The sequence below is a fragment of the Mucilaginibacter sp. genome (assembly GCF_025362475.1).
In the GTDB taxonomy this organism is placed as follows: Bacteria; Bacteroidota; Bacteroidia; order Sphingobacteriales; family Sphingobacteriaceae; genus Mucilaginibacter.
The window spans coordinates 89,997-113,641 of the sequence record NZ_JANYGH010000007.1 but is presented as its reverse complement, the minus strand read 5'-3'; the positions used below and the strand labels follow the sequence as shown (position 1 = coordinate 113,641).

At 40.5% G+C, this 23,645-nt stretch carries 17 protein-coding genes; 9 read left to right on the top strand and 8 right to left on the bottom strand.

Annotated features, from left to right (window positions below; genetic code table 11):
- The first annotated feature begins 31 nt into the window (after nucleotides 1-31).
- Complete coding sequence (locus tag Q0R88_RS03675; RefSeq protein WP_295712407.1) at nucleotides 32-1,912, top strand: LTA synthase family protein; 1,881 nt, start codon at nucleotides 32-34, stop codon at nucleotides 1,910-1,912.
- Nucleotides 1,913-2,005: 93 nt separating this feature from the next.
- Here Q0R88_RS03675 and Q0R88_RS03670 read toward each other — a convergent pair whose 3' ends face one another.
- Genes Q0R88_RS03670 through Q0R88_RS03655 form a run of 4 tightly spaced genes read right to left on the bottom strand, consistent with a single transcriptional unit; the run spans nucleotide 2,006 to nucleotide 5,292 of the window.
- Nucleotides 2,006-2,611, bottom strand: a complete 606-nt coding sequence (locus Q0R88_RS03670) for a hypothetical protein (protein WP_295712403.1) — start codon at nucleotides 2,609-2,611, stop codon at nucleotides 2,006-2,008.
- A gap of 1 nt (nucleotide 2,612) precedes the next feature.
- Complete coding sequence (bioA, locus tag Q0R88_RS03665) at nucleotides 2,613-3,878, bottom strand: adenosylmethionine--8-amino-7-oxononanoate transaminase (RefSeq protein WP_295712401.1); 1,266 nt, start codon at nucleotides 3,876-3,878, stop codon at nucleotides 2,613-2,615.
- Nucleotides 3,875-4,318 carry an NUDIX hydrolase gene (locus tag Q0R88_RS03660; protein ID WP_295712399.1) on the bottom strand — a complete coding sequence of 148 codons (444 nt, stop codon included), beginning with the start codon at nucleotides 4,316-4,318 and terminating at the stop codon, nucleotides 3,875-3,877. The genes bioA and Q0R88_RS03660 overlap by 4 nt, the downstream gene beginning before the upstream one ends.
- Entirely contained in the window at nucleotides 4,318-5,292 is a 975-nt protein-coding gene (locus Q0R88_RS03655; RefSeq protein WP_295712397.1) for a cation diffusion facilitator family transporter, read from the bottom strand. The genes Q0R88_RS03660 and Q0R88_RS03655 overlap by 1 nt, the downstream gene beginning before the upstream one ends.
- Nucleotides 5,293-5,382: 90 nt before the next feature.
- Here Q0R88_RS03655 and Q0R88_RS03650 point away from each other — a divergent pair, with 90 nt between their 5' ends.
- On the top strand, nucleotides 5,383-6,576 hold the full coding sequence (locus Q0R88_RS03650; RefSeq protein WP_295712395.1) for a pyridoxal phosphate-dependent aminotransferase: 1,194 nt from the start codon (nucleotides 5,383-5,385) through the stop codon (nucleotides 6,574-6,576).
- A 117-nt stretch (nucleotides 6,577-6,693) separates the two neighbouring features.
- Here the strand turns inward: Q0R88_RS03650 and Q0R88_RS03645 are convergent, their stop codons facing one another.
- The 4 genes from Q0R88_RS03645 to Q0R88_RS03630 all read right to left on the bottom strand — a co-directional run bounded on the left by Q0R88_RS03645 (nucleotide 6,694) and on the right by Q0R88_RS03630 (nucleotide 13,500).
- Complete coding sequence (locus Q0R88_RS03645) at nucleotides 6,694-7,266, bottom strand: hypothetical protein (RefSeq protein ID WP_295712393.1); 573 nt, start codon at nucleotides 7,264-7,266, stop codon at nucleotides 6,694-6,696.
- A 409-nt stretch (nucleotides 7,267-7,675) separates the two neighbouring features.
- A complete protein-coding gene (locus Q0R88_RS03640) occupies nucleotides 7,676-10,855 on the bottom strand; it encodes a multidrug efflux RND transporter permease subunit (RefSeq protein ID WP_295712390.1) in 3,180 nt (1,059 codons plus the stop codon).
- A gap of 70 nt (nucleotides 10,856-10,925) precedes the next feature.
- Nucleotides 10,926-12,101 carry an efflux RND transporter periplasmic adaptor subunit gene (locus tag Q0R88_RS03635; protein ID WP_295712388.1) on the bottom strand — a complete coding sequence of 392 codons (1,176 nt, stop codon included), beginning with the start codon at nucleotides 12,099-12,101 and terminating at the stop codon, nucleotides 10,926-10,928.
- Between the two features lie 52 nt (nucleotides 12,102-12,153).
- Nucleotides 12,154-13,500, bottom strand: a complete 1,347-nt coding sequence (locus tag Q0R88_RS03630; protein ID WP_295712386.1) for a TolC family protein — start codon at nucleotides 13,498-13,500, stop codon at nucleotides 12,154-12,156.
- A gap of 368 nt (nucleotides 13,501-13,868) precedes the next feature.
- Between Q0R88_RS03630 and Q0R88_RS03625 the strand changes: the two genes are divergently transcribed.
- The 7 genes from Q0R88_RS03625 to Q0R88_RS03595 all read left to right on the top strand — a co-directional run bounded on the left by Q0R88_RS03625 (nucleotide 13,869) and on the right by Q0R88_RS03595 (nucleotide 23,645).
- Nucleotides 13,869-15,074: a pyridoxal phosphate-dependent aminotransferase family protein gene (locus tag Q0R88_RS03625; RefSeq protein ID WP_295712383.1), complete on the top strand. Its 1,206-nt coding sequence runs from the start codon at nucleotides 13,869-13,871 to the stop codon at nucleotides 15,072-15,074.
- 117 nt (nucleotides 15,075-15,191) lie between these two features.
- Nucleotides 15,192-16,310, top strand: coding sequence for a GNAT family N-acetyltransferase (locus Q0R88_RS03620; RefSeq protein WP_295712380.1), 1,119 nt, complete (start codon nucleotides 15,192-15,194; stop codon nucleotides 16,308-16,310).
- The gene (locus Q0R88_RS03615) at nucleotides 16,307-17,293 is read left to right on the top strand and encodes an NAD(P)-dependent oxidoreductase (protein WP_295712377.1); all 987 of its coding nucleotides are present in this window, start codon (nucleotides 16,307-16,309) and stop codon (nucleotides 17,291-17,293) included. Before Q0R88_RS03620 ends, Q0R88_RS03615 begins: the two co-directional genes overlap by 4 nt.
- A 214-nt stretch (nucleotides 17,294-17,507) precedes the next feature.
- Nucleotides 17,508-18,833: an inositol-3-phosphate synthase gene (locus Q0R88_RS03610; RefSeq protein ID WP_295712374.1), complete on the top strand. Its 1,326-nt coding sequence runs from the start codon at nucleotides 17,508-17,510 to the stop codon at nucleotides 18,831-18,833.
- Nucleotides 18,834-19,445: 612 nt separating this feature from the next.
- Entirely contained in the window at nucleotides 19,446-22,007 is a 2,562-nt protein-coding gene (locus Q0R88_RS03605; protein WP_295712373.1) for a DUF5686 family protein, read from the top strand.
- Between the two features lie 26 nt (nucleotides 22,008-22,033).
- Nucleotides 22,034-22,759, top strand: a complete 726-nt coding sequence (locus Q0R88_RS03600; protein WP_295712371.1) for a CDP-alcohol phosphatidyltransferase family protein — start codon at nucleotides 22,034-22,036, stop codon at nucleotides 22,757-22,759.
- Nucleotides 22,760-23,021: 262 nt separating this feature from the next.
- Nucleotides 23,022-23,645 (top strand): sterol desaturase family protein, encoded by a 624-nt coding sequence (locus tag Q0R88_RS03595; protein WP_295712369.1) that lies wholly within the window; start codon nucleotides 23,022-23,024, stop codon nucleotides 23,643-23,645.

Here is a 23,645-nt window from a genome sequence, read left to right as displayed (position 1 = left end):
TTGGGGTTAAAGTACTACTTTTGTACCCCTTATGTTAAGAAACCTTTTTAGTTTAATCAGATTTTTTGTGTTCTGGATATTGTTCTTTGCAATAACCAGGGTAACATTTGAATTATATTTTCTGCCTAAACTTAAAGTAGCCGGTTTGGGCGAAATACTGCAAACCTTTTACTATGGCCTAAGGCTTGATGCATCCGCAGCGGCATATATCAGCGCCATCCCCCTACTGGTATTTATTGTTAACTGGTGTTTCCCAAAATCATATATAAAACCCATTTGGCTTAAAGTATATGTTTGGTTTTGCCTGTTTTGCATCTCGCTAAATACAGGGCTTAACTTCAATATATTTCGCGAATGGGGCACCAAAGTTGTGTTCAGGGTATTTGCATCACTGTACAATGCGCCCTCAGAAGCACTGGCCTCTTCGGGATCGTCTCCGGTTGGCCGATGTATTATTATTTGCCTGGCATTGTTAGGAGCCGGCATATTGCTGTCCAACAAGATAATTGACTACCAGTTTAAAAAGCCTAAGATTGAACCCCGGCTTAAAGCGGTGCTTATTATCCTGCTGCTGTTCTTTAATTTCCTGCTGATACGGGGAGGTCTTCAATCCGTACCTGTAAACCAAAACTCGGCCTATTTTTCCGACCATGAGTTTCTGAACCAGGCTGCCCTCAATACCGAGTGGAACCTGTTTAATAATGTGGTTGAAAATTTGCGTACGCCATACAATCCTTTCCTTTTTTTGCAACCGGGCAGTGCAACACAAGTAGTAGCAGAAGCTTACAACGTTAAAAACGACAGCACCTTAAGGATATTAACCACCAATCATCCCAATGTGGTGATCATCCAGATGGAAAGTTATACCGCGGATGTTATTGAATCATTAGGAGGCGATAAAGGTGTTGCTCCAAATTTTGAAAAATTCATTAAAAACGGCATCCTGTTTAATAACATTTACTCCTCTGCAGATCGTACTGATAAGGGTATCATCTCCATTATGAGTGGCTTCCCCTCGCAAGCTATACGTACCATAGTTTCGGATACATTGAAACAGGCAAAACTGCCGGCCATAGCTACAACTTTAAAAAATGCCGGTTACGCAACATCATACTTTTATGGTGGTAAAAGCAGCTATATGCACTTTAACACCTTTATGAAAAGCCACCAGGTTGATCAAATTACCGATGAGCTTACCTTTACCAAAAGCCAGATTAAAACCCAATGGGGTGTATATGATGATCTACTGTTAACTAAGCATCTGCAATACGCGCAACAGCAAAAACAGCCTTTTTTTACATACCTGCAAACTTCAACCAATCACGAACCTTTTATATTACCCGTAAAAGGGCATTTTCCTGAAGACGATAAGGATGGAGACGCGAGCAACAAATTCAGGAGTACCGCTTACTTTACCGACTCATGCCTTAACGCTTATTTTGAGCAGGCCAAACTGCAGGACTGGTATAAAAATACGCTATTCATTTTAGTGGCCGATCATGGCCATCGCCTGCCTCATAATATATCAGAGGCCTACAACCCGGTAAAATACCATATCCCTCTTTTATTTTTTGGCGATGTGATAAAACCAGCATACCGCGGCAAAAAAATCAGCAAATTAGGAGGTCAAACAGATATTGCCGCCACCCTGTTTGCGCAGTTGAATCTGCCCCATAAGCAATTTAAATGGTCAAAAGATTTGCTTAACCCCGGCACGGCCGATTTTGCTTTTTTTAACTGGGATAACGGTTTTTGTTTTATGATGCCTCAGCAAACGGTATCCTATGATAACTCTGGCAAAAGGATAGTTTATACCGGTAATAAAAATGCCGATCAAAAAGATACTGAAAGGGCATTGTTATATGGCAAGGCATTTTTGCAGGAGGTGTATACGGAGTATATGGGTTATTAACTGTCTGAATCAGAATTTACAGAATTTTAGAATGAGCAGAATGATGAGAAATTCTGTGGATTTTCAAATTCTGTAAATTCTGATTCCGGCGCTTTACTTCAGCGAAGTCCCCAACTGCTCTACCCACATATTAAATAACCTGGTTTCAAACGCGACAGCTTTATTGGCGTGCTTTTCCCAGTCGGGCGAGAATTTGTGCAGTTGGTTCAGCATTTCTTCCAGGTGGCCTTCTTCCTCCAGGATGATTGATTTTACATTCACTTTGCTGCCAGCTTCGTCAAGGGCAGCCTGGTAAATAGGGTAAAGTTCATCAGCACGTACTTCAATGGCGTAAGTTACCAGCAGGTAGGCGGCAAAGCGAAGTTCGGCACCGGTAAGGTTTAACTCGGTTTTAAGGTACCGGCAAACATCAATATCCAACTGGTTTAAATAATATTTGCTTGAACCGGGGGCCAGCAGGTATTCAGCAGCATAGGTTGGTAATTCAACTCCCGTTTTTTCCAGCTGTTTTTTTAAATAGAAGGCATGGCGATGCTCCTCGGCAGCATGTTTCAGGATGATATAAGTCACCGTCAGCGGATCTTCACTTGCCGAGATCTTGCGCGCACCGGTATTTTCCATCAGCGACAGCGTGTTTAACCACCGTGAGTGTAACTGATTGTCGGCTATTATTTGAGGTAAAAGTTTATTTAACATCATGTTATAGTTCTTGAAGGGCCTGCTCTATTTTATTGTAAACATACTGCAGTTCATCGTCGGTAATGCAATATGGGGGTAAAATGTAAATTACGTTGCCCAGCGGGCGCAGTATAATACCGGCAGCTAAAAAGTAATGATATAGTTTATCGCGCAGCGAATTAAAGTACGATGTATTATCCCCGGTTTCCCATTCCATAGCTAAAATGGAGCCTGTTTGCCTTACGGTTTTTATTTTAGGGTGATGTTTGATCTTGTTACCAAACTGAGCGTGCGCAGCTACAATGCGTTGAATATTGGCTTCAGTATCCGGCTGCTGAAAGAGATCTAAACTTGCCAAAGCCGAAGCGCAGGCAATAGGGTTAGCTGTAAATGAATGCCCGTGAAACAAGGTTTTTAATCTATCGTCCGATAAAAAAGCATCGTAGATCTGCAGGGTACAGGTTGTTAAACCCAGGGCCATAGTTCCGCCGGTTAAGCCTTTGGAAAAACACATGATGTCGGGCTTGGTTTCCAGGTAATTACAGGCAAATGCCTTCCCTGTTCTGCCAAAGCCGGTAAATACCTCATCATCTATCATCAGCACCCCCTCCTGTTTGCAGTGGGCCATCAGCTCATCCAGATACTCTGCTTCGTACATCAGCATTCCGCTTGATCCTTGTACCAATGGCTCAAAAATAAAACAGGCTAATTCTGATTTCAGATTGGAGATATGAGATTTAAGATCATCTATATTTTCCTTATTTGGTGTATCAATAAACTCTACCTCAAACAGCAGGCTATCAAAAGCTTTGGTAAACGCGCTGCGGCCGCTCACGGCCATAGCGCCGAAGGTATCACCGTGATAGGCATTATTAAAGGCCAGTATTTTTGTACGCTGATCGCCTTTGTTTAGCCAATATTGCAGGCACATTTTAATGGCCACTTCAATAGCTGTTGAGCCATTATCTGAGTAAAATGCTTTTTGCTGATTATCGGGCAAAATAGCCAATAAACGCTCGGCCAGTTCAACGGCGCCTTCATGCGTAAAGCCAGCAAAAATTACATGCTCCAGCTTTTGCAGTTGCTCGGCAACTTTTTTAGCGATGTAAGGATGCGCGTGCCCATGGATATTTACCCACCATGATGATACGGCATCTATATATTGTTTCCCCGTTTCATCAAACAACAAAGCCCCTTCGCCCCTCACAATAGGAATAGGCGGCGCGGCAGTTTTCATTTGGGTGTATGGGTGCCATATTACTTTTAAATCCCGTTCCTGTAAAGTCATAATTGTTCTCTTAATAATTCTACCACACGTTTATCAGCCGGGAAGGTTACATGTTCGGGATACAGATCGTCAAGTTTCACCCACCTAAAGGCCTGCAATACGTCACCCTCTCCATCAAAATCATACTCCACCGTTTTTATGGTGAAGTTGATAGGGCTGATACTTTTAACTTTATAATAAACACTGATTATTTGTGAGTTATTAAATGCCGACAGCACATAAAAATCGGTTGTATAAAAGTGATCGATGATCTCTACCTGCAAATCGCATTCTTCTACAAACTCACGCTTTAATCCGTCTGCTAATCCCTCTCCCAATTCCAATCCTCCACCAGGGAATTTGATAAAGCGCATGCCGTACTCCTGCTCATCACTCACCAGCACCTCATTATCATCATTAATGAGCAAACCATAAACACGTACATTAAAATAACCTGCCATTACTCAAAGTGTTTTTTATTGCGTACAACAAGATCCAGGGTCCATTCAATAGTTTCTGTTTGGGCCTCCGAGCGTATAGGGCAATTGGGCATGCTGCAATAGTGGCAACAATTTGGTACGCAAGGATCTGTATGGATAAACAGTTCGGTTTTTATACCAACCTCCTGATTAATCATTTTATCAACCAGTGATACTTCGGTATGCACTGTATTTAAATCAAAATAATTTGGCAGCGTAAGGTGGCAATCTATATGCAATTCGTTACCGTATTTCTGGGCGCGCAGGTTATGTACATCTATCCAGGCATCCCGGCGTTGATGGCCTAAAACTTTAACCACATCCCTTACCACCTGAAAATCGGCCTCATCCATTAATCCCGCTACTGATTTACGGATCAGCTTATAGCTGCTATATATTATATATAAGCCAACTAAAATAGATAAGGCACTATCCAGCCATAGGATGCTGGTAAAATGAATCAGCATTAAACCAACCACCAAACCACTGCTGGTTACCATATCTGCAAGCAAATGGCGGCCATCAGCATCCAAAGTAATGGAATGCAGCGCCTTGCCTTTATGAATCATATAGTAACCCAAAGCACCGTTTACAACGCCGGTAGCGCCGATGATGGCCGCACCGATGAGCAGATCATGAATAATATTGGGATAAAATACGCTGTAGGCTGATTTAATGATGATGATAACCCCAGCAATACCTATAAGCGCTCCCTCAATAAAAACCGAAAAGTATTCAACTTTACCGTGCCCGTAAGGGTGGTTTTCATCTCGCGGCAGCGAAGAAAGGTAAATACTAAAAAAAGCGAAGGAGCTGGCTATTACGTTAACTATGCTTTCGGCTGCATCTGTTAGTACAAAATTGGAGGCGGTTAAAAAGTAGGCGGCAAACTTTGCCATCATCAACACAATACCCGTTATCAACGAAATTAATATGATCCTTTTCTGTTCCTTCAAAGCAAATTGAATAAGGCGACAAATTTATAAATAACAAGCGTAAGTAGCAGTAAAGTTATTTTCTATATTTGCCGCGATAACATAATTTATATGAGCGCATTAAGTAACCGGATAAATAATCTGTCCGAATCACAAACGATTAAAATGGCCAAGATGGGCCGTGAACTTGCCGCAAAAGGCGTGGATGTGATCAGTCTTAGCTTTGGCGAGCCTGATTTTCATACCCCTGAACACATAAAGGAAGCTGCAAAGCAGGCCATGGATAAAAACTTTACCTACTACACCCCGGTAGCAGGTTATCCCGAACTGCGTAAGGCTGTTGTTGCCAAGTTAAAGAACGAAAACAATCTTGATTACGATGTTAGCCAAATAGTAGTTTCCACAGGTGCCAAGCAGGCTATTGCCAACGCGGTATTATGTTTGGTAAATCCGGGCGAAGAAGTGATCATCCCTACTCCTTACTGGGTATCATACAGTGAAGTTGTTAAGCTTGCCGAAGGCGTAAGTGTTTTCATCAACACTACTGTTGAACAAAACTTTAAAATTACTCCCGAGCAATTAGAGGCAGCCATTACGCCGAAAACCAAATTATTTATGTTTTCATCGCCATGTAACCCTACTGGCAGTGTTTACAGCAAAGATGAGTTGGAAGGCCTGGCCAAAGTGTTTGAAAAACATCCTCATGTTTATATCATGAGCGATGAGATTTATGAACACATCAACTATATTGACAAACACGAATCAATAGCTCAGTTTGATTATATAAAAGATCGCGTGGTAATCATCAACGGATGGTCAAAAGCATTTGCCATGACCGGCTGGAGAATTGGTTACACCGCAAGCAATAAAGAGATTGCAACTGCCTGCGATAAAATGCAGGGACAAATAACCTCCGGAACCTGCTCTATCACCCAACGTGCCGGTATTGCCGCTTACGAAGGTGGTTTGGAATCAGTTCTTGAAATGCGTGCCGCCTTTAAAAAACGCCGCGACATTGTGTATAAACTATTGAGCGAAATTGATGGTATTAAATTAAACCTGCCCGATGGCGCGTTTTACTTTTTCCCAAATGTTACCTCGTTCTTTGGTAAAAGCTATAACGGCAAAACAATTAAGGATGCTGATGAACTGAGCATTTTCTTGTTGGAAGAAGCTCACGTAGCCACCGTTGGCGGCGATTCATTTGGCGATCCTACTTCTATCCGGATCTCTTATGCTGCCGCTGAGGATAAACTGATTGAAGCTGTAAGAAGGATTAAAGAAGCGCTTGGGAAACTGGCGTAGATGTCAGAATCAGAATTTTGCTAATTCGATAATTCTGTAAATTCCGGTTCAGATAATAACAACAAAGCCCCTCATCATCATGACGAGGGGCTTTGTTATTATTAGCGTTTTGGAATATTATAAACCGAAACCGTAAGCTATACGTAAACCTACCAGGCCGTAGTTGTTACCCTGGCCAGAGAAGTTTTCATAACGTGCACCTACATCCCATGATTTGGTTGCATAACCTAAACCAGGAGAAAGAATAAGTTTGGTATCTTTAGTACCACCGGCTACTGTAGGATGTACTTCAAATCCTGCACCCGCTTCGCCTGAAATATAAAAACCATCAGAAACAAAGGCTTTAATACCAGCCTTAACCGGGATCATTCCAAGTGACCTGCCTTTAAATGATACAGTTGATGTACCTGTGCTGGTTGTTACAGATTGAGAATAAGTTTTACCAAAGAAATTATAATAACCCGAAGTAAGTGTTAATGCAACATTTTTATTTACACCATATTGCAAACGAGCAGTACCACCAAGTTCAAAATTCGATCCGTCATGGGCATTACCTGTTGGTATACCTGTCTCTAAACCTACACCAAAACGAAGAGCGTTAGCTGGAGTAGTTTGTGCTTTAACATTTGTCCCGATAAATATAGCTGCTGCTGTAAAAGCACTTGCTAAAATTTTTGTCATTGTTTTCATAGTTGTAATTTTTAGATTAACTCTACAATTTTTTCATTGTATTGATACCTCCTTTACAAATACTTTGCCATTATGACAATATTTAACGCTTGTGAGATTGGCATGACCATTTGAATACCCTGTTTTGTACCCTTTATTTTAAGCAGGTTTTCAGCTTAAATATTGATTATCAATATTGTTTTTTGTATTAAAAGGATATTTATATACTATTTATTGAAACTAATTTAACATCAAATTAATGTACAGAAAAACAGAACCTACACAGTACAGGGAGTGTACGCAATTGAAGATTTTTGTAGGATTTTGGCTAAAAATTATAAAATAAGGGTATCGCGATTTGGACTTATGGCTTGCCAAAAACAAAAAAAGAGAGGCTTTACCTCTCTTTTTTTGTTTTTATAAATCGATATTATAAGTGCGAATCATGTTTTGGATCAGCTTTGTAGTTTTTTTCCATCTCGGCCAGTTTATCTTTACCATAAGCAAATTTGGTAATTACATAATATAAAACCGGCACTATAAATATGGCAAGGGAGGTAGCTCCAAGCATACCGCCAAACACTGTCCACCCAATGGTTTTCCTGGCTTCGGCACCCGCTCCTGAGGCTATCATTAATGGCACTACTCCCAATATGAATGCCATCGAGGTCATAATGATGGGGCGTAAACGCAGTCTTACCGCTTCAAGAGTAGCTTTTTCAAGGTTCATACCCTTATCTACACGTTCTTTGGCAAACTCCACTATCAAAATAGCATTCTTTGCCGCCAAACCTATCAACGTTATCAAACCTATCTGCGCGTATACGTTATTGGTTAAATCGGGCCAGAATGTTAAGAACAGGATAGCTCCAAATGCTCCTAAAGGCACGGCAAGCAGTACTGAAAACGGAACTGACCAGCTTTCATACAGTGCGGCCAGGAAAAGGAATACAAAGCCTATGGAAAGGGCAAAAATATAAACCGTTTTTGAGCCGGATAATAACTCCTCACGGCTAAGGCCAGAAAACTCATAACCAAAACCCTGTGGTAATGATTTTGCAGCAACCTCTTTCAAAGCTGTAATGGCATCACCGCTACTATAACCGGGCCTTGTACTCCCATTGATCTCCGCCGACCTGAACAGGTTATAGTGGGCTATCAACGGCGAGTTTTCAATAACTTTATATGAAGTTAGAGTACTTAGCGGCACCATGGTACCAAATTGATTACGCACAAAGTACTGCCCAATATTGCCGATATTACTCCGGTAAGCGGTATCAGCCTGTGCAAGCACCCTAAAGTTTCGCCCATAGATGGTAAAATCATTTATATAGGTACTTCCCATATAAGTTTGCAGGGCGCTGTTAACATCAGCTATAGAAACGCCTAATTTTTTAGCCTTCTCTCTATCAATAGTTAACTGGTAGGCTGGTGTACTCGCGGTAAAAAAGGTGAATGCCCTGGCAATTTCGGGCCGTTTATTAATCTCGCCTACAAACGTTTTCAGTGTTTTTTCAAAAACCTTTATATCGCCTCCCGCTTGTTTTTCTTCTAATATAAACGAGAAGCCACCGGTGCTGCCCAAACCAGGTATAGCAGGCGGTTGAATTACAATAACATTAGCCTCTTTAAACCGGGCCAGTTTTTTTGTAAGCTTGGCCACAAGAGCAGTTATCTGCTGCGATTTTTCTTTACGTTCGTCCCAGGGTTTAAGCTGAACAAACATGGTAGCACTATTGGCCTTACTGGCAAAACTGATGGCGTTCAATCCGCCCAATGCCGCGTAATGTGCAATTTCGGGAACGCTATCCAGGGTTTTCATCATCTGGTGCAGCACATCAACCGTTCTTACCGTTGATGACGCTTCGGGCAAATCATAGGTGATATAAACACGGCCATCATCCTCCAGCGGAATAAAACCTGATGGCTTACCCCTGAATAAAAGGATGGTACCTATGATAATAACCACCAGTATAATAACGATGAACTTTGAATTTTTTATACCTAAATCAACTGTTTTACGGTACCTGCCGGTTAGGCGGGTAAACCACTCATTAAACACAAAGAAGAATTTGTTGAGTCCTTTTGATTTTTCATCAATTTTATGCGGGCGAAGCAGTAATGTACACAGTGCAGGCGTTAGTGAAAGTGCCACAAAAGCCGAGATCAATACAGATATAGCAATGGTGATAGCAAACTGCTGGTAAAGACGCCCAACTATACCGGGCACAAACCCTACCGGCACAAACACCGCGGCTAATATTAATGCAATGGCAATTACCGGCGCCGATATATCGCGCATGGCGTGTTCCGTGGCTTCCCGTGGAGTCATGCCCTCCTCATCCATATAATGCTGTACAGCCTCAACCACCACAATGGCATCATCAACCACAATACCAATGGCCAGTACAAAACCAAATAGCGTAAGCGTATTAATAGTAAAATGAAGTGGGATAAAGAATATAAATGTACCGATAATGGAAACCGGAATGGCTAAAACCGGGATTAGTGTAGAACGCCAGTTTTGTAGAAACAAAAATACCACCACAATAACCAACCCTAATGCTATAACGAGTGTATCAACCACCTCGCTCACGGATACCTTTACAACTGTTACCGCTTCAAAAGGCACTACATAATCAATATCAGCCGGGAAGCTTTTCTTAAGTTCCTCCATAGTGGCATATACATTTTCGGCAGTTTCAAGCGAGTTACTGTTTGGCGCCTGGTATACCAATAAGTAAGAGGCCCTTTTTCCATCAACAAATGAATTACCAGAGTAATTGAATTTACCCAATTCAATACGTGCAACATCTTTTAAATGTACAATTGCACCTGTACTTGGCACCGTTTTCACTATCACATTACCAAACTCTTCGGGTTTGCTTAAGCGGCCTTTTACCAGTACAGAATATTCAAAGGTTTGCGCTTTTTGCTGGGGTGTGGCGCCAACTGTACCAGGGGCTACCTGGGCATTTTGCTCTGCCAATGCCGCGGTAACATCACCGGCGGTCATCCCCAACGATGCCAGCTTATCAGGATTAAGCCATATACGCATACTAAAATCATCGGCACGTGTAACTACGTCGCCCACACCTTTGGTACGTAATATGGCATCCTTTATAAAAACGTTGGTATAGTTATCAGTAAAAGTAACATCGTGGCTGCCTTTAGGCGCGTACATGGCCACCAGCATTAATATACTGGGGTTACGTTTACGCACAATCATACCTAAACGCTGCACCTCCTGCGGTAAAGTTGGCAATGCAATACCCACACGGTTTTGCACATCAAGCGCTGCTATATTAATATCGGTACCTACATCAAAGTTCACAGTCATGCTCATTTGGCCGTTACTGCTACTGTTACTTTGCAAATAGGTCATTCCCGGCACACCGTTTACCTGCACTTCTACAGGGGTTGCAACAGTTTGCTCCACCGTTAATGCATCGGCACCGGTATAGGTTCCGGTAACAGATACTGTTGGCGGAGTAATATCAGGATATTGCCCAATAGGTAAGCTGGTCATTGACAGTATACCCACAATTACAATCACTATGGAGATCACTATTGCGGTAACCGGTCGTCGTATAAAAGTATCTGCGATCATTCTTTTTTAAATTAAGTTTTTCGGGAATTGCCCCCGCTACTCGCTTAAATTCTCTTTTTTTATAACAAACTTATTTTTTAGGTGCAGCGCCTTGCGGTGGCGCGCCAGAACCAAGAGTTATCTTACCCCCATCGCGCAAACGTTGAAAACCATCGGTTACCACCTTGTCGCCTGCATTAATACCGTTCATAACAACAATATCAGTATTAACACGCGGACCAAGCTTTACCTTTATCTGTTTGGCAATGGTATCACGCCTGTCTTTTATACTTTTATCCTGGGCGGTATCTTTAACTGTAGTATCCTTGGTCACAAAAACAAAAAACTCTCCCATTTGCTCAGTTACCGCTTTATTAGGTATTTGTACCCTGTTACCAGACTGTTCGTTGAGCACCTGTAAAACGCAGCTCATACCATCCTTCAACACATCGCCCTCATTTGGGAATTGGATCCTTACTTTAACACTTCCGGTTCCGCTGCTTACCCCCCTATCAATAGCTAAAACTTTACCTGTTTTATTGTAAGTGGTACCATCCGGCAACCGCAATTTAAAAGTGGTATCGCTGCTTGTTTTTTGCAGGCCGTAAAAACGGTTAATATCCTGCTCGTTAATTACTACATCCACACCAATAGGATGCTCGGCAGATATGGTATTCATGAGGGTGGTACCCACAGCAACCTGTGTACCCAGCCTTACCTGCGAAATCCCTATCCGGCCCGTGAACGGCGCCCTGATGGTAGCATAAGAAAGATCGGTAGCAGCCGAAGCAAGCCCCGCTTTGGCTACCGCTACCTGGCTTTTGTTGGTTTCATAAACCGCCGTAGCCTGGTCAACCGTTTGACGGGCAATAGCATCGTTTTTTAACAACATATTATACCTGTCAATATCTTTTTGCGCTTTTATCAAATTGGCCTGGGCGCTTAAAACACTGGCCTGGGCCTGTTGGTAAGCCGCATCATATTTACGTTTATCAATTTCATAAAGCACCTTACCCTTTTCAACAACATCACCTTCTTTAAAAAAGATACCCGTTACAAAACCAGGAACCTGGCTGCGCAGTTCAACTGTATTGATGGATACAACTGTTCCCTGGTAACTGTCATAATATACCGCCTGGGCGGTTTTGGCTTCGGCAATTGCAACCGGTGTTGGTGGCAGTATGGCGCCCTTTTTTCCGGGTTTACCACATGACATCCATGTTAATAATACCGCGGGGGCCAACCAATATATATATCTGTGTTTCATTATAGTGATTTGTTTGTTTGAGTTCTTATTAAAAAAAAGCGTGATCGTATAGCTATTGTACAGTTAATGTTCCCAATGATTTCTGCAGATCAATTTTACTGGCCAGCAGCTGGAACAAGGCATTATAATAGTTCAGTTCGGCAGTGCGCAAGTCTGATTGTGCTACAATAACATCAAGATAGGTTTTAACACCTTCGCGGTATTGCAGACTTACTATTTTATATACATCCTTTGCCAGATCAACATTTTCCCTTACCAGCCGGTAGCTGGTATAATTGCTTTTATAACTGGCCAAAGCCTGCACATACTCTGTATTGATACTGTTCCTGGTGTTTACTATATCCAGATCGGTACGCTCAACCTGTAATCTTGCTTTGGCTAAATTCTGAAGGCGCTTACCACCCTGAAAAATGGGCAAACTTAAAGAAAGGCCCGCGTAGCCTGTTGGATAGGCATTACTATAAAGATTGTTAAAATCATGATTAAAGTATGCATAATTATAACTGCCAACCGCGGATATTGAAGGCAGGAAACCGTAGCGGTAATAATTAATATTTAAATTTTTAAGTGCTTTTGAACTTTGCAGCAACCTATATTCAATGCGGTTATTTACATCCAGCGTTTGATTGGTATCGATAGAAGCTTCCTGTTCATACCGCGTTGAATCATATGCCAGTGTTAATGGCTTTTCGCCACCAATACCCATGATCTGTTTTAAATAGGCCGTTTTACTTTTTATTGATTCTTCTGTTGCCTTGCGTGTAGCTAATGAATTATTCAGGGCGATGGTGGCTTGCTTATAATCTGTTTTGTCAGATACTCCGGCCTGGTATCTGTTGGTGGCATCCTTTAAGCTGCGTTGTAACCGGGTGATATCCTCGTTGGTTATGTCAAGTTGTTTTTGCGATAACAAAACATCAAAAAAAGCTTTGCTCACATCTGATATAACCGATATCTGCGTGCTCAGTGTGTTCTCCCTATAATACTCGCGCGAGTATCTGGATGCCTTTGAAGCCAGGAATACATCATTGTTATATAATACCTGCGATGCGGTAACACCCAGTGTTGACAGGTTACGGATACTGCCACTGTTTGACGGAATGTTTGCACCTGATGCGCCTGCCTGCGGGTTACCCTTAAAATAGTAGTTATATATACCCGATGAGTTAAGCTGCGGAAGCCAACCTGATAGCCCTATCCTGATATCGCGCTCATTGATTTGCTCATCAATAGAAGCCTGCCGTACTGCCGGCTGATTGCGCAACGCGTAATCAACTGCCTGTTTAAGCGATACCGGCCCACCAATAGTATCAGCACCACCTTGCGCAAAAACCGGCAAATGTAAAATTAATGTTAAATTGATTACTGTTAAGAGGGATAGGTACTTTAGTTTTTTCATGCTGTAGAAAATAGATGTCAATGTAAACCGACATGAACTAAAAAACAAAATCGTTATAGTTTTATACAATTACACAGGGGACGTGCGAATATGTGATTAATATCAACAAAATATTGTGAACCACCAAAATATTACGTAAATTATATAAAAGCGTGGCAAAAACCTATGAATTTCTCGTTTTTACAAAAAAATGAAAATATTAGGTGCGAAATAAACAAAAAAATTAATTAATTTGCCATGTGATATGAGCACAGCTTTACCTGTTAGGTTAAACTAATGATAAGCTATTTTTAAAAAAATTACACTTACCGTATAAGTTATTTGCTTATTCATGGTATTTTTACGCAAAATTTAAGCAGAGTTAATACATGGTTAAAAAACTACATGGGAAGATCGCCGAGTTCCAGGTTGCAAATATGCTCCGGGAAAAGGGATTGTATCCTTATTTCAGGCCTATTGAGTCTGCTCAGGACACTGAAGTTTTAATAGATAACAAAAGAGTGTTAATGTTTGGTTCTAACTCCTACTTAGGCCTTACCAATCACCCTAAAATTAAGGAAGCTTCAAAAAAGGCAATTGATAAATACGGCACAGGATGTGCCGGATCGCGCTTTTTAAATGGTACGCTCGATATCCATATCGAGCTGGAGAACAGGCTTGCCAACTATGTTGGGAAAGAAGCCACCGTACTATTCAGCACTGGTTACCAGGTAAACCTGGGTGTACTATCATGCATTACCGGCCGTAATGATTATATCATTTTAGATGAGTATGATCATGCCTGTATCATTGATGGCAGCAGGCTTTCGTTTTCCAAAGTAATCAAATATGCTCACAACGATATGAATGATCTGCGACGCAAACTGGCCTTATTGCCAGAGGACGCCGTGAAAATCATTGCCGTTGATGGTATATTCAGCATGGAAGGTGATATTGTTAAACTACCGCAAATAGTTGCCCTTGCCGATCAGTTTGGTGCCAACATCATGATTGATGATGCGCACAGCCTTGGTGTAATTGGTCACAAAGGTGCCGGTACCGCTTCGCACTTTAACCTTACAGATGATGTTGATCTTATTATGGGTACCTTTAGTAAATCACTGGCATCATTAGGTGGCTTTATTGCCAGCGATAAGGATACTATTGATTACATCAAGCACCGTGCAAGATCACTGATGTTTAGCGCAAGTATGCCGCCGGGATCTGTTGCCAGCGTTATTGCAGCATTGGATATTGTTGAAACGGAGCCGGAAAGAATCCAGAAACTTTGGGATAATACCAATTATGCCATGAAATTGTTACTGGATGAAGGTTTTGACCTTGGCCCTACTGAAAGCCCGATACTACCTATTTACGTACGTGATAACGAAAAAACTTTCCTTGTAACCAAGCAATTACAGGCCGATGGTGTTTTTGTTAACCCGGTAGTTTCACCTGCGGTTCCTTCAGATTCATCATTACTGCGTTTCTCATTAATGGCAACTCATACATTTGCACAAATTGATGAAGCCGTTGAAAAACTTGCAAAAGCATTTAAAGAAGTAGGCGTTACTTCTGTTAAAGAAAAAATATAATAATCTAATAAAATGTCCGGGTGTATATTTGGCTGCTGTTTAACAAAACAAGCCTATACACACGGACTTTTACGTTCATATAGCCCAAGGGCATTCAATTAGTATACACTACTACTCATGATAAAAATTGTAACGGTTAGTTCAAAAAGCGAATTGGCCTCCTTTATTGATTTTCCGCATGATTTGTATGAGGGCGACCCAAATTACGTTCCCGAGCTGTTCATAGCCCAGCGCGATTTGTTAACCAAACACCCTTTTCATAAGCACAATAAAGTACAGCCTCTTTTAGCGTACCGCGATGGTAAGATAGTTGGCAGGATAGCCGCCATCCTTAACAACGCGCACAACCAATACAATAAAAAGAACGATGGCTTTTTTGGTTTTTTTGATTGTGTAGATGATACTGAAGTTTCAAACCTGCTGTTTGATGTGGTTACGGGCTGGCTTAAAGATAAAGGTGTTACCGGCAAATTATTAGGCCCGGTAAACTTTAGCACCAATGAACCCTGTGGCTTACTGATACAAGGTTTTGATAGCCCTCCGTTTTTAATGCAAACCTACAACAAGCCCTATTATGCTAAGCTGATAGAAAGCTATGGTTTGGATAAAGATGTCGACCTGATTGCCTGGCATTGGGATGGGCAGGCATATGACGATAAATCGGTAAGGTTGTTAAACTCCCTGGAGGAACGCTTAAAACGCAATAACATCATCATCCGCAAGGTTAGCCTTAAAAACTTCAAAGAAGAAACCATTAAACTGCGCGAGGTATACAACTCGGCCTGGGATCAAAATACCGGCTTTGTACCATTAACAGATGATGAGTTTGATTACCTGGCCAAAGATCTTAAGCTGATCCTCGACCCCGATTTCGCATTGGTTGCCGAGCAGGATGGCAAGATAGTCGCCTTTGGTTTAGCCTTACCCAACTATAACGAGATCTTTCAAAAAATAAAACGCGGTCGCTTATTGCCTACAGGTATTTTCAAATTACTGTTTGGCAAAAAAAGCATTCAAAGCATTCGCATTTATGCTTTAGGTGTGGTAGATGGCTACCGTAAAATGGGCATCGAAGCTTGTTTATACGGCACCATCATTCGCGAGTACAAAGCTAAAGGTTTTAAACACGCCGAAGCCGGATGGACTTTGGAACATAATGAAATGGTGAACCGCGCAATTGAAGCGATTAAAGGCGATCCGTACAAAAAATACAGGTTATACCAGAAAGCGATATGAGGGAACGGGTTTTAATAACCGGGGCAAGTGGGTTTGCAGGATTTCACATTATTGAGGAAGCGTTACAAAACAACCTCGAGGTGTATGCCGCAGTGCGCAAAAGCAGCAAGACAGATCATTTGAAACATTTTGACATCAAGTTTATAAATCTTGATTATAATGATCTTTCTGTCCTAAAACAACAATTAACCGATATGAAGCCCGATTATATAATTCATGCCGCGGGTGTTACAGCAGCCAAATCAGAGGCAGCGTACAACCATATTAATGCCACTCATACATTTAACCTGGCATCGGCGGCCACACAGGCAGATATCAATCTAAAAAAATTCGTGCTCATCAGCAGCCTTGCTGCACTTGGCCCGCTTAAAACATTGGTGGGCACAATTAGTGAAAACATAAAGCCCAATCCGGTAACAGCTTACGGCCGAAGCAAGCTATTGGCCGAAGAACAACTTAAAACCGTACAAAACTTAAGTTATACCATTTTACGCCCTACTGCCATCTACGGCCCGCGGGATACTGGCATATTCATATTTTTTAAGCAGCTTACCCGTGGCCTTGAACCTTACATGGGCAGTGCCGAGCAAAAGCTCACCTTTATATATGTTAAAGATGTTGCAAAAGCAGCCATAAAATCATTGTATGACTGGAATGTTACAGCATATAATTTAAGCGATGGCAATTTTTACAGCAAATATGAGTTAGCTAATTTAGCAAAGGAAGCACTGAGCTTAAAAACCATCAAATTTCATTTGCCTGTAATATTTATAAAAATAATAGCGTTGGTATCAGAAAAAGTAAGTTATTTGACCAATAAAGCTGCTATCTTAAATTCAGAAAAGCTAAACGAGCTTATGGCCGTAAACTGGTCTGTTGATATTGAAAAGGCAAAATCAGAACTTGGGTTCTATCCTGCCTACAACTTAAAGAAGGGCCTAACTGAAACGCTGAAATGGTATAGAGCCAATGACTGGCTGTAGCACTGTAATTAAATAATCATTACAAAAACGAATATTTTAAATTGACAAAAAGAGAAACTAAAATCATTTACTTAAACGTTTAAGTGACTTTAAAATCAAGTACTTAGCATAAACTGACACAGTTTATATTTCATATTAAAACAAGCAAGAAAAACCGGTAAAGCCCAGTAGCGGCTTGGCCACGAAACAACAATTAAAACAATAAATAATTACAATGAAAATCAAAATTTCTCCTGCCGAAGGCAAGCTGGGTATACTTATCCCTGGTTTAGGCGCAGTAGCCACCACATTGATTGCCGGCGTTGAAGCTGTAAAAAAAGGCATCTCGCAGCCAATTGGTTCCCTTACACAAATGGCACACATCCGTTTAGGCAAAAGAACCGAAAACCGCAACCCTAAAATTAATGAGTTTGTTCCGCTTGCGCAATTAAACGATGTTGTTTTTGGCGGATGGGATGTTTATGAAGATAACGTTTTTGAAGCTGCATCAAACGCTAAAGTGCTTGATGCCTCTTTATTAAACGCCGTAAAAACCGAGTTGGAAGCCATTGTGCCTATGAAGGCGGCTTTTGACCATAACTACGCCAAAAACCTTATTGGCACCCATGTTAAAACCGGTACCCGTTATGAGCTTGCCCAACAGGTAATGGAGGACATTAAAAACTTCAAAGAAAAAAACGGACTTGACAGGGTTGTATTGATCTGGTGTGGATCAACAGAAATTTATTACGAAGCATCGGCTATCCACCAATCACTTGCAGCTTTTGAGCAAGCCCTAAAGGATGATGATAAACTGATAGCGCCAAGTATGATATATGCTTATGCTGCTTTAAAATTAGGTGTACCTTTTTCAAACGGCGCCCCTAACTTAACAGTTGATATCCCGGCTTTAATTGAGCTATCTAAACTAACCAAAACCCCTATCGCCGGTAAAGATTTTAAAACCGGTCAAACTTTAATGAAAACAGTTTTAGCCCCCGGCTTGGCTGCACGTTCATTGGGTGTACGTGGATGGTTCTCTACCAATATCCTGGGTAACCGCGATGGCTTGGTATTGGATGATCCGGATAACTTTAAAACCAAAGAAGTGTCAAAATTAGGCGTACTGGAAGATATTTTTAAACCAGAAGATAACCCGGAACTTTATGGTAACATTTACCACAAAATCCGTATCGACTACTACCCGCCGCATGGCGATAACAAAGAAAGCTGGGATAACATTGACATTTTTGGCTGGTTAGGTTACAAAATGCAAATCAAGATTAACTTTCTTTGCCGCGACTCAATCCTGGCTGCTCCTATAGCGCTTGATCTTGCTTTATTTAGCGACCTTGCAAAAAGAGCCGGCCTGAGTGGCATACAGGAGTGGTTATCCTTCTACCTGAAATCGCCGCAAACTGCACCGGGCTTACATGCTGAAAATGATATATTTAAACAGCTGATTAAGTTAGAAAACACCCTCCGCTATTTAATGGGCGAGGATTTGATAACCCACCTTGGTTTAGATTACTATGATGATATGTTTGCCGAAGAGGCATAATAAAATACCATAAAACAAAAACAGCCGCATTGGGATTTATCACCTGGTGCGGCTGTTTTATTTAAACATACTTTTTAGTTAACAATATCCTTTAAGTTAAGCTGTTAATAATTGTTAAATTACAGCTGTCTATAGCTGTAAAACATATCATTTTACTTAAAATTGCACCCGAACTTAATAATCACATCTAAAAATCAACATTTTACGTAATTTGCATATATTACCTTCAACAAAAGTTATAATATAAATTAATTAGTATCGTTTGCGCATTAGTATAATTTAAAGGTAATTTATTTGAAGGTAAATGGCATTGCAACTGATGTAGGCAATATTTGACTTTTTGACCACATTAGTCTGTAGGGATTTTTTTTACCTTTGAAACGCGGTTACAGGCCATGTTTAAAGGTTGTAAAGGGTGCAGGAAACGTGCTAAAAAGCAGGTGAATCACCAGACAGATCGACTGGATAGAAAAGTGCTAAGCGATTGATCGATCTATAATTTTGGACTGATAATTTACAATATCAGCAATCAAAAGGGGTTTCAGTGTTCAGGTTGCTGGTTACTATTTATCAATCAAAAAAAGTTTGTATCTGCATAATTGCATAAAGTACATGGAGTTTAAAAAATTTTACAAAAGTTTATTCTTTTCAATATTTCTTTTATCTGCTACATCATTATTTGCCCAAACTACTATAATAACGGGAACGGTAACTGATGCAAGCAATAAACAAACCCTCCCATACGTAGTGGTTGGTTTTACCGGCACCACTACAGGTGTCACCACTGATAATAATGGTAAGTACCGCCTTTCAACAAACCAACTTTCATACAAACAAATAAAAATATCGTTTTTAGGTTATAAAGATGCTTTTTTAGCAGTTGTACCCGGTAAAGAGCAAGTTATCAATGTAAAGCTATTCCCTTCGGCTCAGCAACTGAACGAGGTTAATATTAAAGCCGGTAAAAAGCCTAAATACCGCAACAAGGATAACCCCGCGGTTGAATTGATTCGTAAGGTTATAGAAAATAAAGAGAAAAACCGCCCCGAACACTACGACTATGTAGAGTATAGGGAATATGATAAAATGATGTTTGGCGCTGCCAATGTTTCGGCACAGTTTTCTGACCGTAAGTTTTTCAGAAAGTATAAGTTCATTTTAGATAACCGGGATAGCACCTCCGTGCCGGGTAAATCAATACTCCCTATTTTCCTGAACGAGAAAATTTTGCAAAACTATTACCGCAAAAATCCGGAAAAAAACCGGGAGATAATTTTGGGCGAAAAAAATGTAAACTTTGGCCCCGCGGTTGATAACGCTGGTTTAGCGCAATATTTTAAACACCTTTATGGCAAGGTTGATATTTACGATAACAATGTTTTCCTGATCACAAGCCAATTTTTAAGCCCGATATCAAACAACTCTCCTAATTATTATAAGTTCTTTATCACTGATACAATTACTGATAGTAAAAACCAAAAACTGGTTCAATTAAGTTTTACGCCCCGCAATAGCAATGATGTATTATTTGAGGGAAGTATTTATATAACGCTTGATGGTAATTATGCGGTTCAAAAAGCTACCTTATTAGTAAATAAGCACATCAATATCAACTTCATCAGATCGATCCAGGTCGACCTTGATTTTGAACAAAACCCTGATGGCCGTTACCACTTAAGCAAGAGCAATACCACTGCCGATTTTGGCGCATCAAAAAAAGATGCCAAAAGCAGTTTATTTGGTATGCGTACCATAACCTTCGGCAATTACATTGTAAACAAGCCCCGCCCGGATACAGCATATACCAAGCAATCAGAAGAAGCATCAGATGAAGCACGCAACCGGAGTGAAGCTTTCTGGGCACAAAACCGCCTGGATACTTTAACAACTGCCGAATCAAAGGTTTACAAAAACATCGACAGCTTAAAAAACATGCCATCCTTTAAGCGTACCGTTGATATTGCCACCCTGCTACTTGCAGGCTACAAGGGCTTTGGTAAGTTTGAAATTGGCCCCGCGAATACATTTTACAGCTTTAACCCTGTAGAAGGATTAAAATTAAGATTTGGTGGCCGTACTACGCCGGAATTGAGCAAACGTTATTACTTTGAAACGTATGCCGCCTACGGTTTTAAAGATCAACGCTGGAAATATTTCCTGAGCGGTACGTACTCTTTAAACAAAAAATCAATTTACAAATTCCCTCAAAATTATATCAGGGCAAGCTTTCAGCGGGATACCAAAATTCCGGGGTTAAACCTGCAATTTGTTCAGGAAGACAATTTATTGCTATCATTTAAACGTGGTGTAAATGATAAATATCTGTACAATGATAACTACAAGATAGATTATGTACACGAATTTGAAAGTCACTTTTCATATAGTGCCGGTTTCAACAGATGGACACAGGAACCTGCAGGCTCACTCTATTTTAACAATATTTTAAACGGACAGCCAAATTCGGTTCATGACCTTACCACCACGCAGTTTACTGCCGGGTTACGTTATGCACCGCATGAAGAATTTTACCAGGGCAAAATTTACCGTATACCTATACCAAATAAATACCCAACTTTTCAATTACAATATACTGCAGCTGTAAAAAGCTTGTTAGGCGGCGAGTACGGCTATCAAAAACTAGATGCACGTATTGATAAGCGTGTTTATGAATCGCAGCTGGGCTATGCCGATGTTAATTTAAGCGGCGGTAAAACGTTTGGTTCGGTACCGTATCCATTATTAACTATTCACCAGGCCAACCAAACATATGCGTATGATATTGATTCATACAACTTAATGAACTTTTTGGAGTTTGCGAGTGATAAATACGCGAGCTTCAGGATAGATCAGCACTTTATGGGTTTCTTTTTTAATAAAGTACCTTTGTTCAAAAAATTAAAGTGGCGCGAAGTATTTTCGGCAAAAGTTTTGTATGGTGGTTTAAGTGATCAAAACAATCCAAACCTCCATCCGTCGTTATATCAGTTTCCAATTGATGGCAATGGCGTTCCTATTACTTATACGCTTGGTAAAACACCTTACGTGGAAGGTAGCGTTGGTGTTGAAAATATATTTAAATTTATACGAATTGATTTTGTTAAGAGGTTAAATTATTTAGATCATCCGGATATCTCCTCATGGGGCTTCCGTGTAAGGATTAAATTTGATTTTTAATTTTGTAACATAAAACTATTACAAAGATGGAACAGAAAATATCGCTCAGAACAAACCTGCAATTAGGTATTTACAGGGTAATTGATCCCGTTGTAAAAATTCTGATCAAGGTTGGTTTAACACCAAACGCAGTTACATCAATTGGCTTTGTGTTAAACGTAGGCGTAGCCGCAATATTTATTTTAGGTGCCGAAGAAGGTAACCGTGGCGATTTGCGCTATGTGGGCTGGGCAGGTGGCTTAATACTGTTTGCAGGCTTATTTGATATGCTCGACGGGCAGGTGGCGCGTTTGGGTAATATGAAATCAACCTTCGGAGCGCTGTATGATTCTGTTCTTGATCGTTACAGCGAACTCATCATGTTCCTGGGCATTTGTTATTATTTGGTTGCCCACCACTATTTTTTAAGTTCGATAGCTGCTTTTATTGCCTTAATAGGTTCTATGATGGTAAGCTACGTGAGGGCACGTGCCGAAGGTTTAGGCGTTGAGGTTAAAGGAGGTTTAATGCAAAGGCCAGAGCGTGTAGTTACCATTGGCCTATGTGCTGCATTAAGCGGAATTGTAGCCCAGTATATTGGAGGTAATTATAAATTATTTGTTCCAGGCATCAAATTCCATGTATTTGAAACCATATCGATATTTACCATTCCAATTGTTATACTGGCTGTATTAACCAACATTACCGCTTTTAACAGGCTTAGGGAAGCTAAAAGGGCTTTAATAAAACAAGAGGAAGAAGATAGGTTATAAGCTTTTAATAGGGCGTAAGTTTAATAGTATCCATAAAGGTTTATCCGAAATTTTGATTTCGGAGCACACTCAAGACTTAGCACTTCAGGCTTCAGAGCTGAGCAAAATATCATATCTTCGCGACAATTAAATAATTGCGTTTACTTTGGGTAAATGTTTATTAAAATTTAACCGGATAAATGATTAGTTCCGGCTAATACATTCAACTAAAAAATAAAATAACAGGCAGACAAATCATTAAACATTTTAAACCTGATATGCTATGAAAAAGAATTATGTATCAAACTCACAAGAGTCTGTGAGGATGTTTAAAAGCGACTTTTTAGAGGGTTTATCAAAGGTGCATTATACTGTGCCCCTGTATATTTTTGTACCCGTTATTATATACTCAACATACCTTTCTTTTGATAAGGGCATTGATATATTAACATACATTGCGCTATTTATTTTAGGTTTATTTGTGTGGACCATTACGGAGTACATTATGCACCGTTTTGTATTCCATCTTAAACCAAACGAAAACTGGGATTGGGCAAAAAGACTGCATTTTATCATGCACGGTGTGCATCATGATTACCCCAGCGATGCCAAACGCCTGGTATTGCCACCATCGCTTAGTATCCCTTTAGCTACAGGTTTTTACTTTTTATTTAAGGCGATATTGCCTGTAAACCATGTTTTCGGCTTTTTCCCTGGTTTTATATTAGGCTACCTGTTTTATGATATATCGCATTACGCTATGCATCATTTTAACTTTAAAAGCGGCTTATTTAAAAAAATTAAACAGCACCACATGTTACATCATTACCAGGATCCCGATAGGGGTTACGGTGTAAGTTCACCACTGTGGGATAAAATATTCCGTTCAGGATTCTTAAAAAAATAA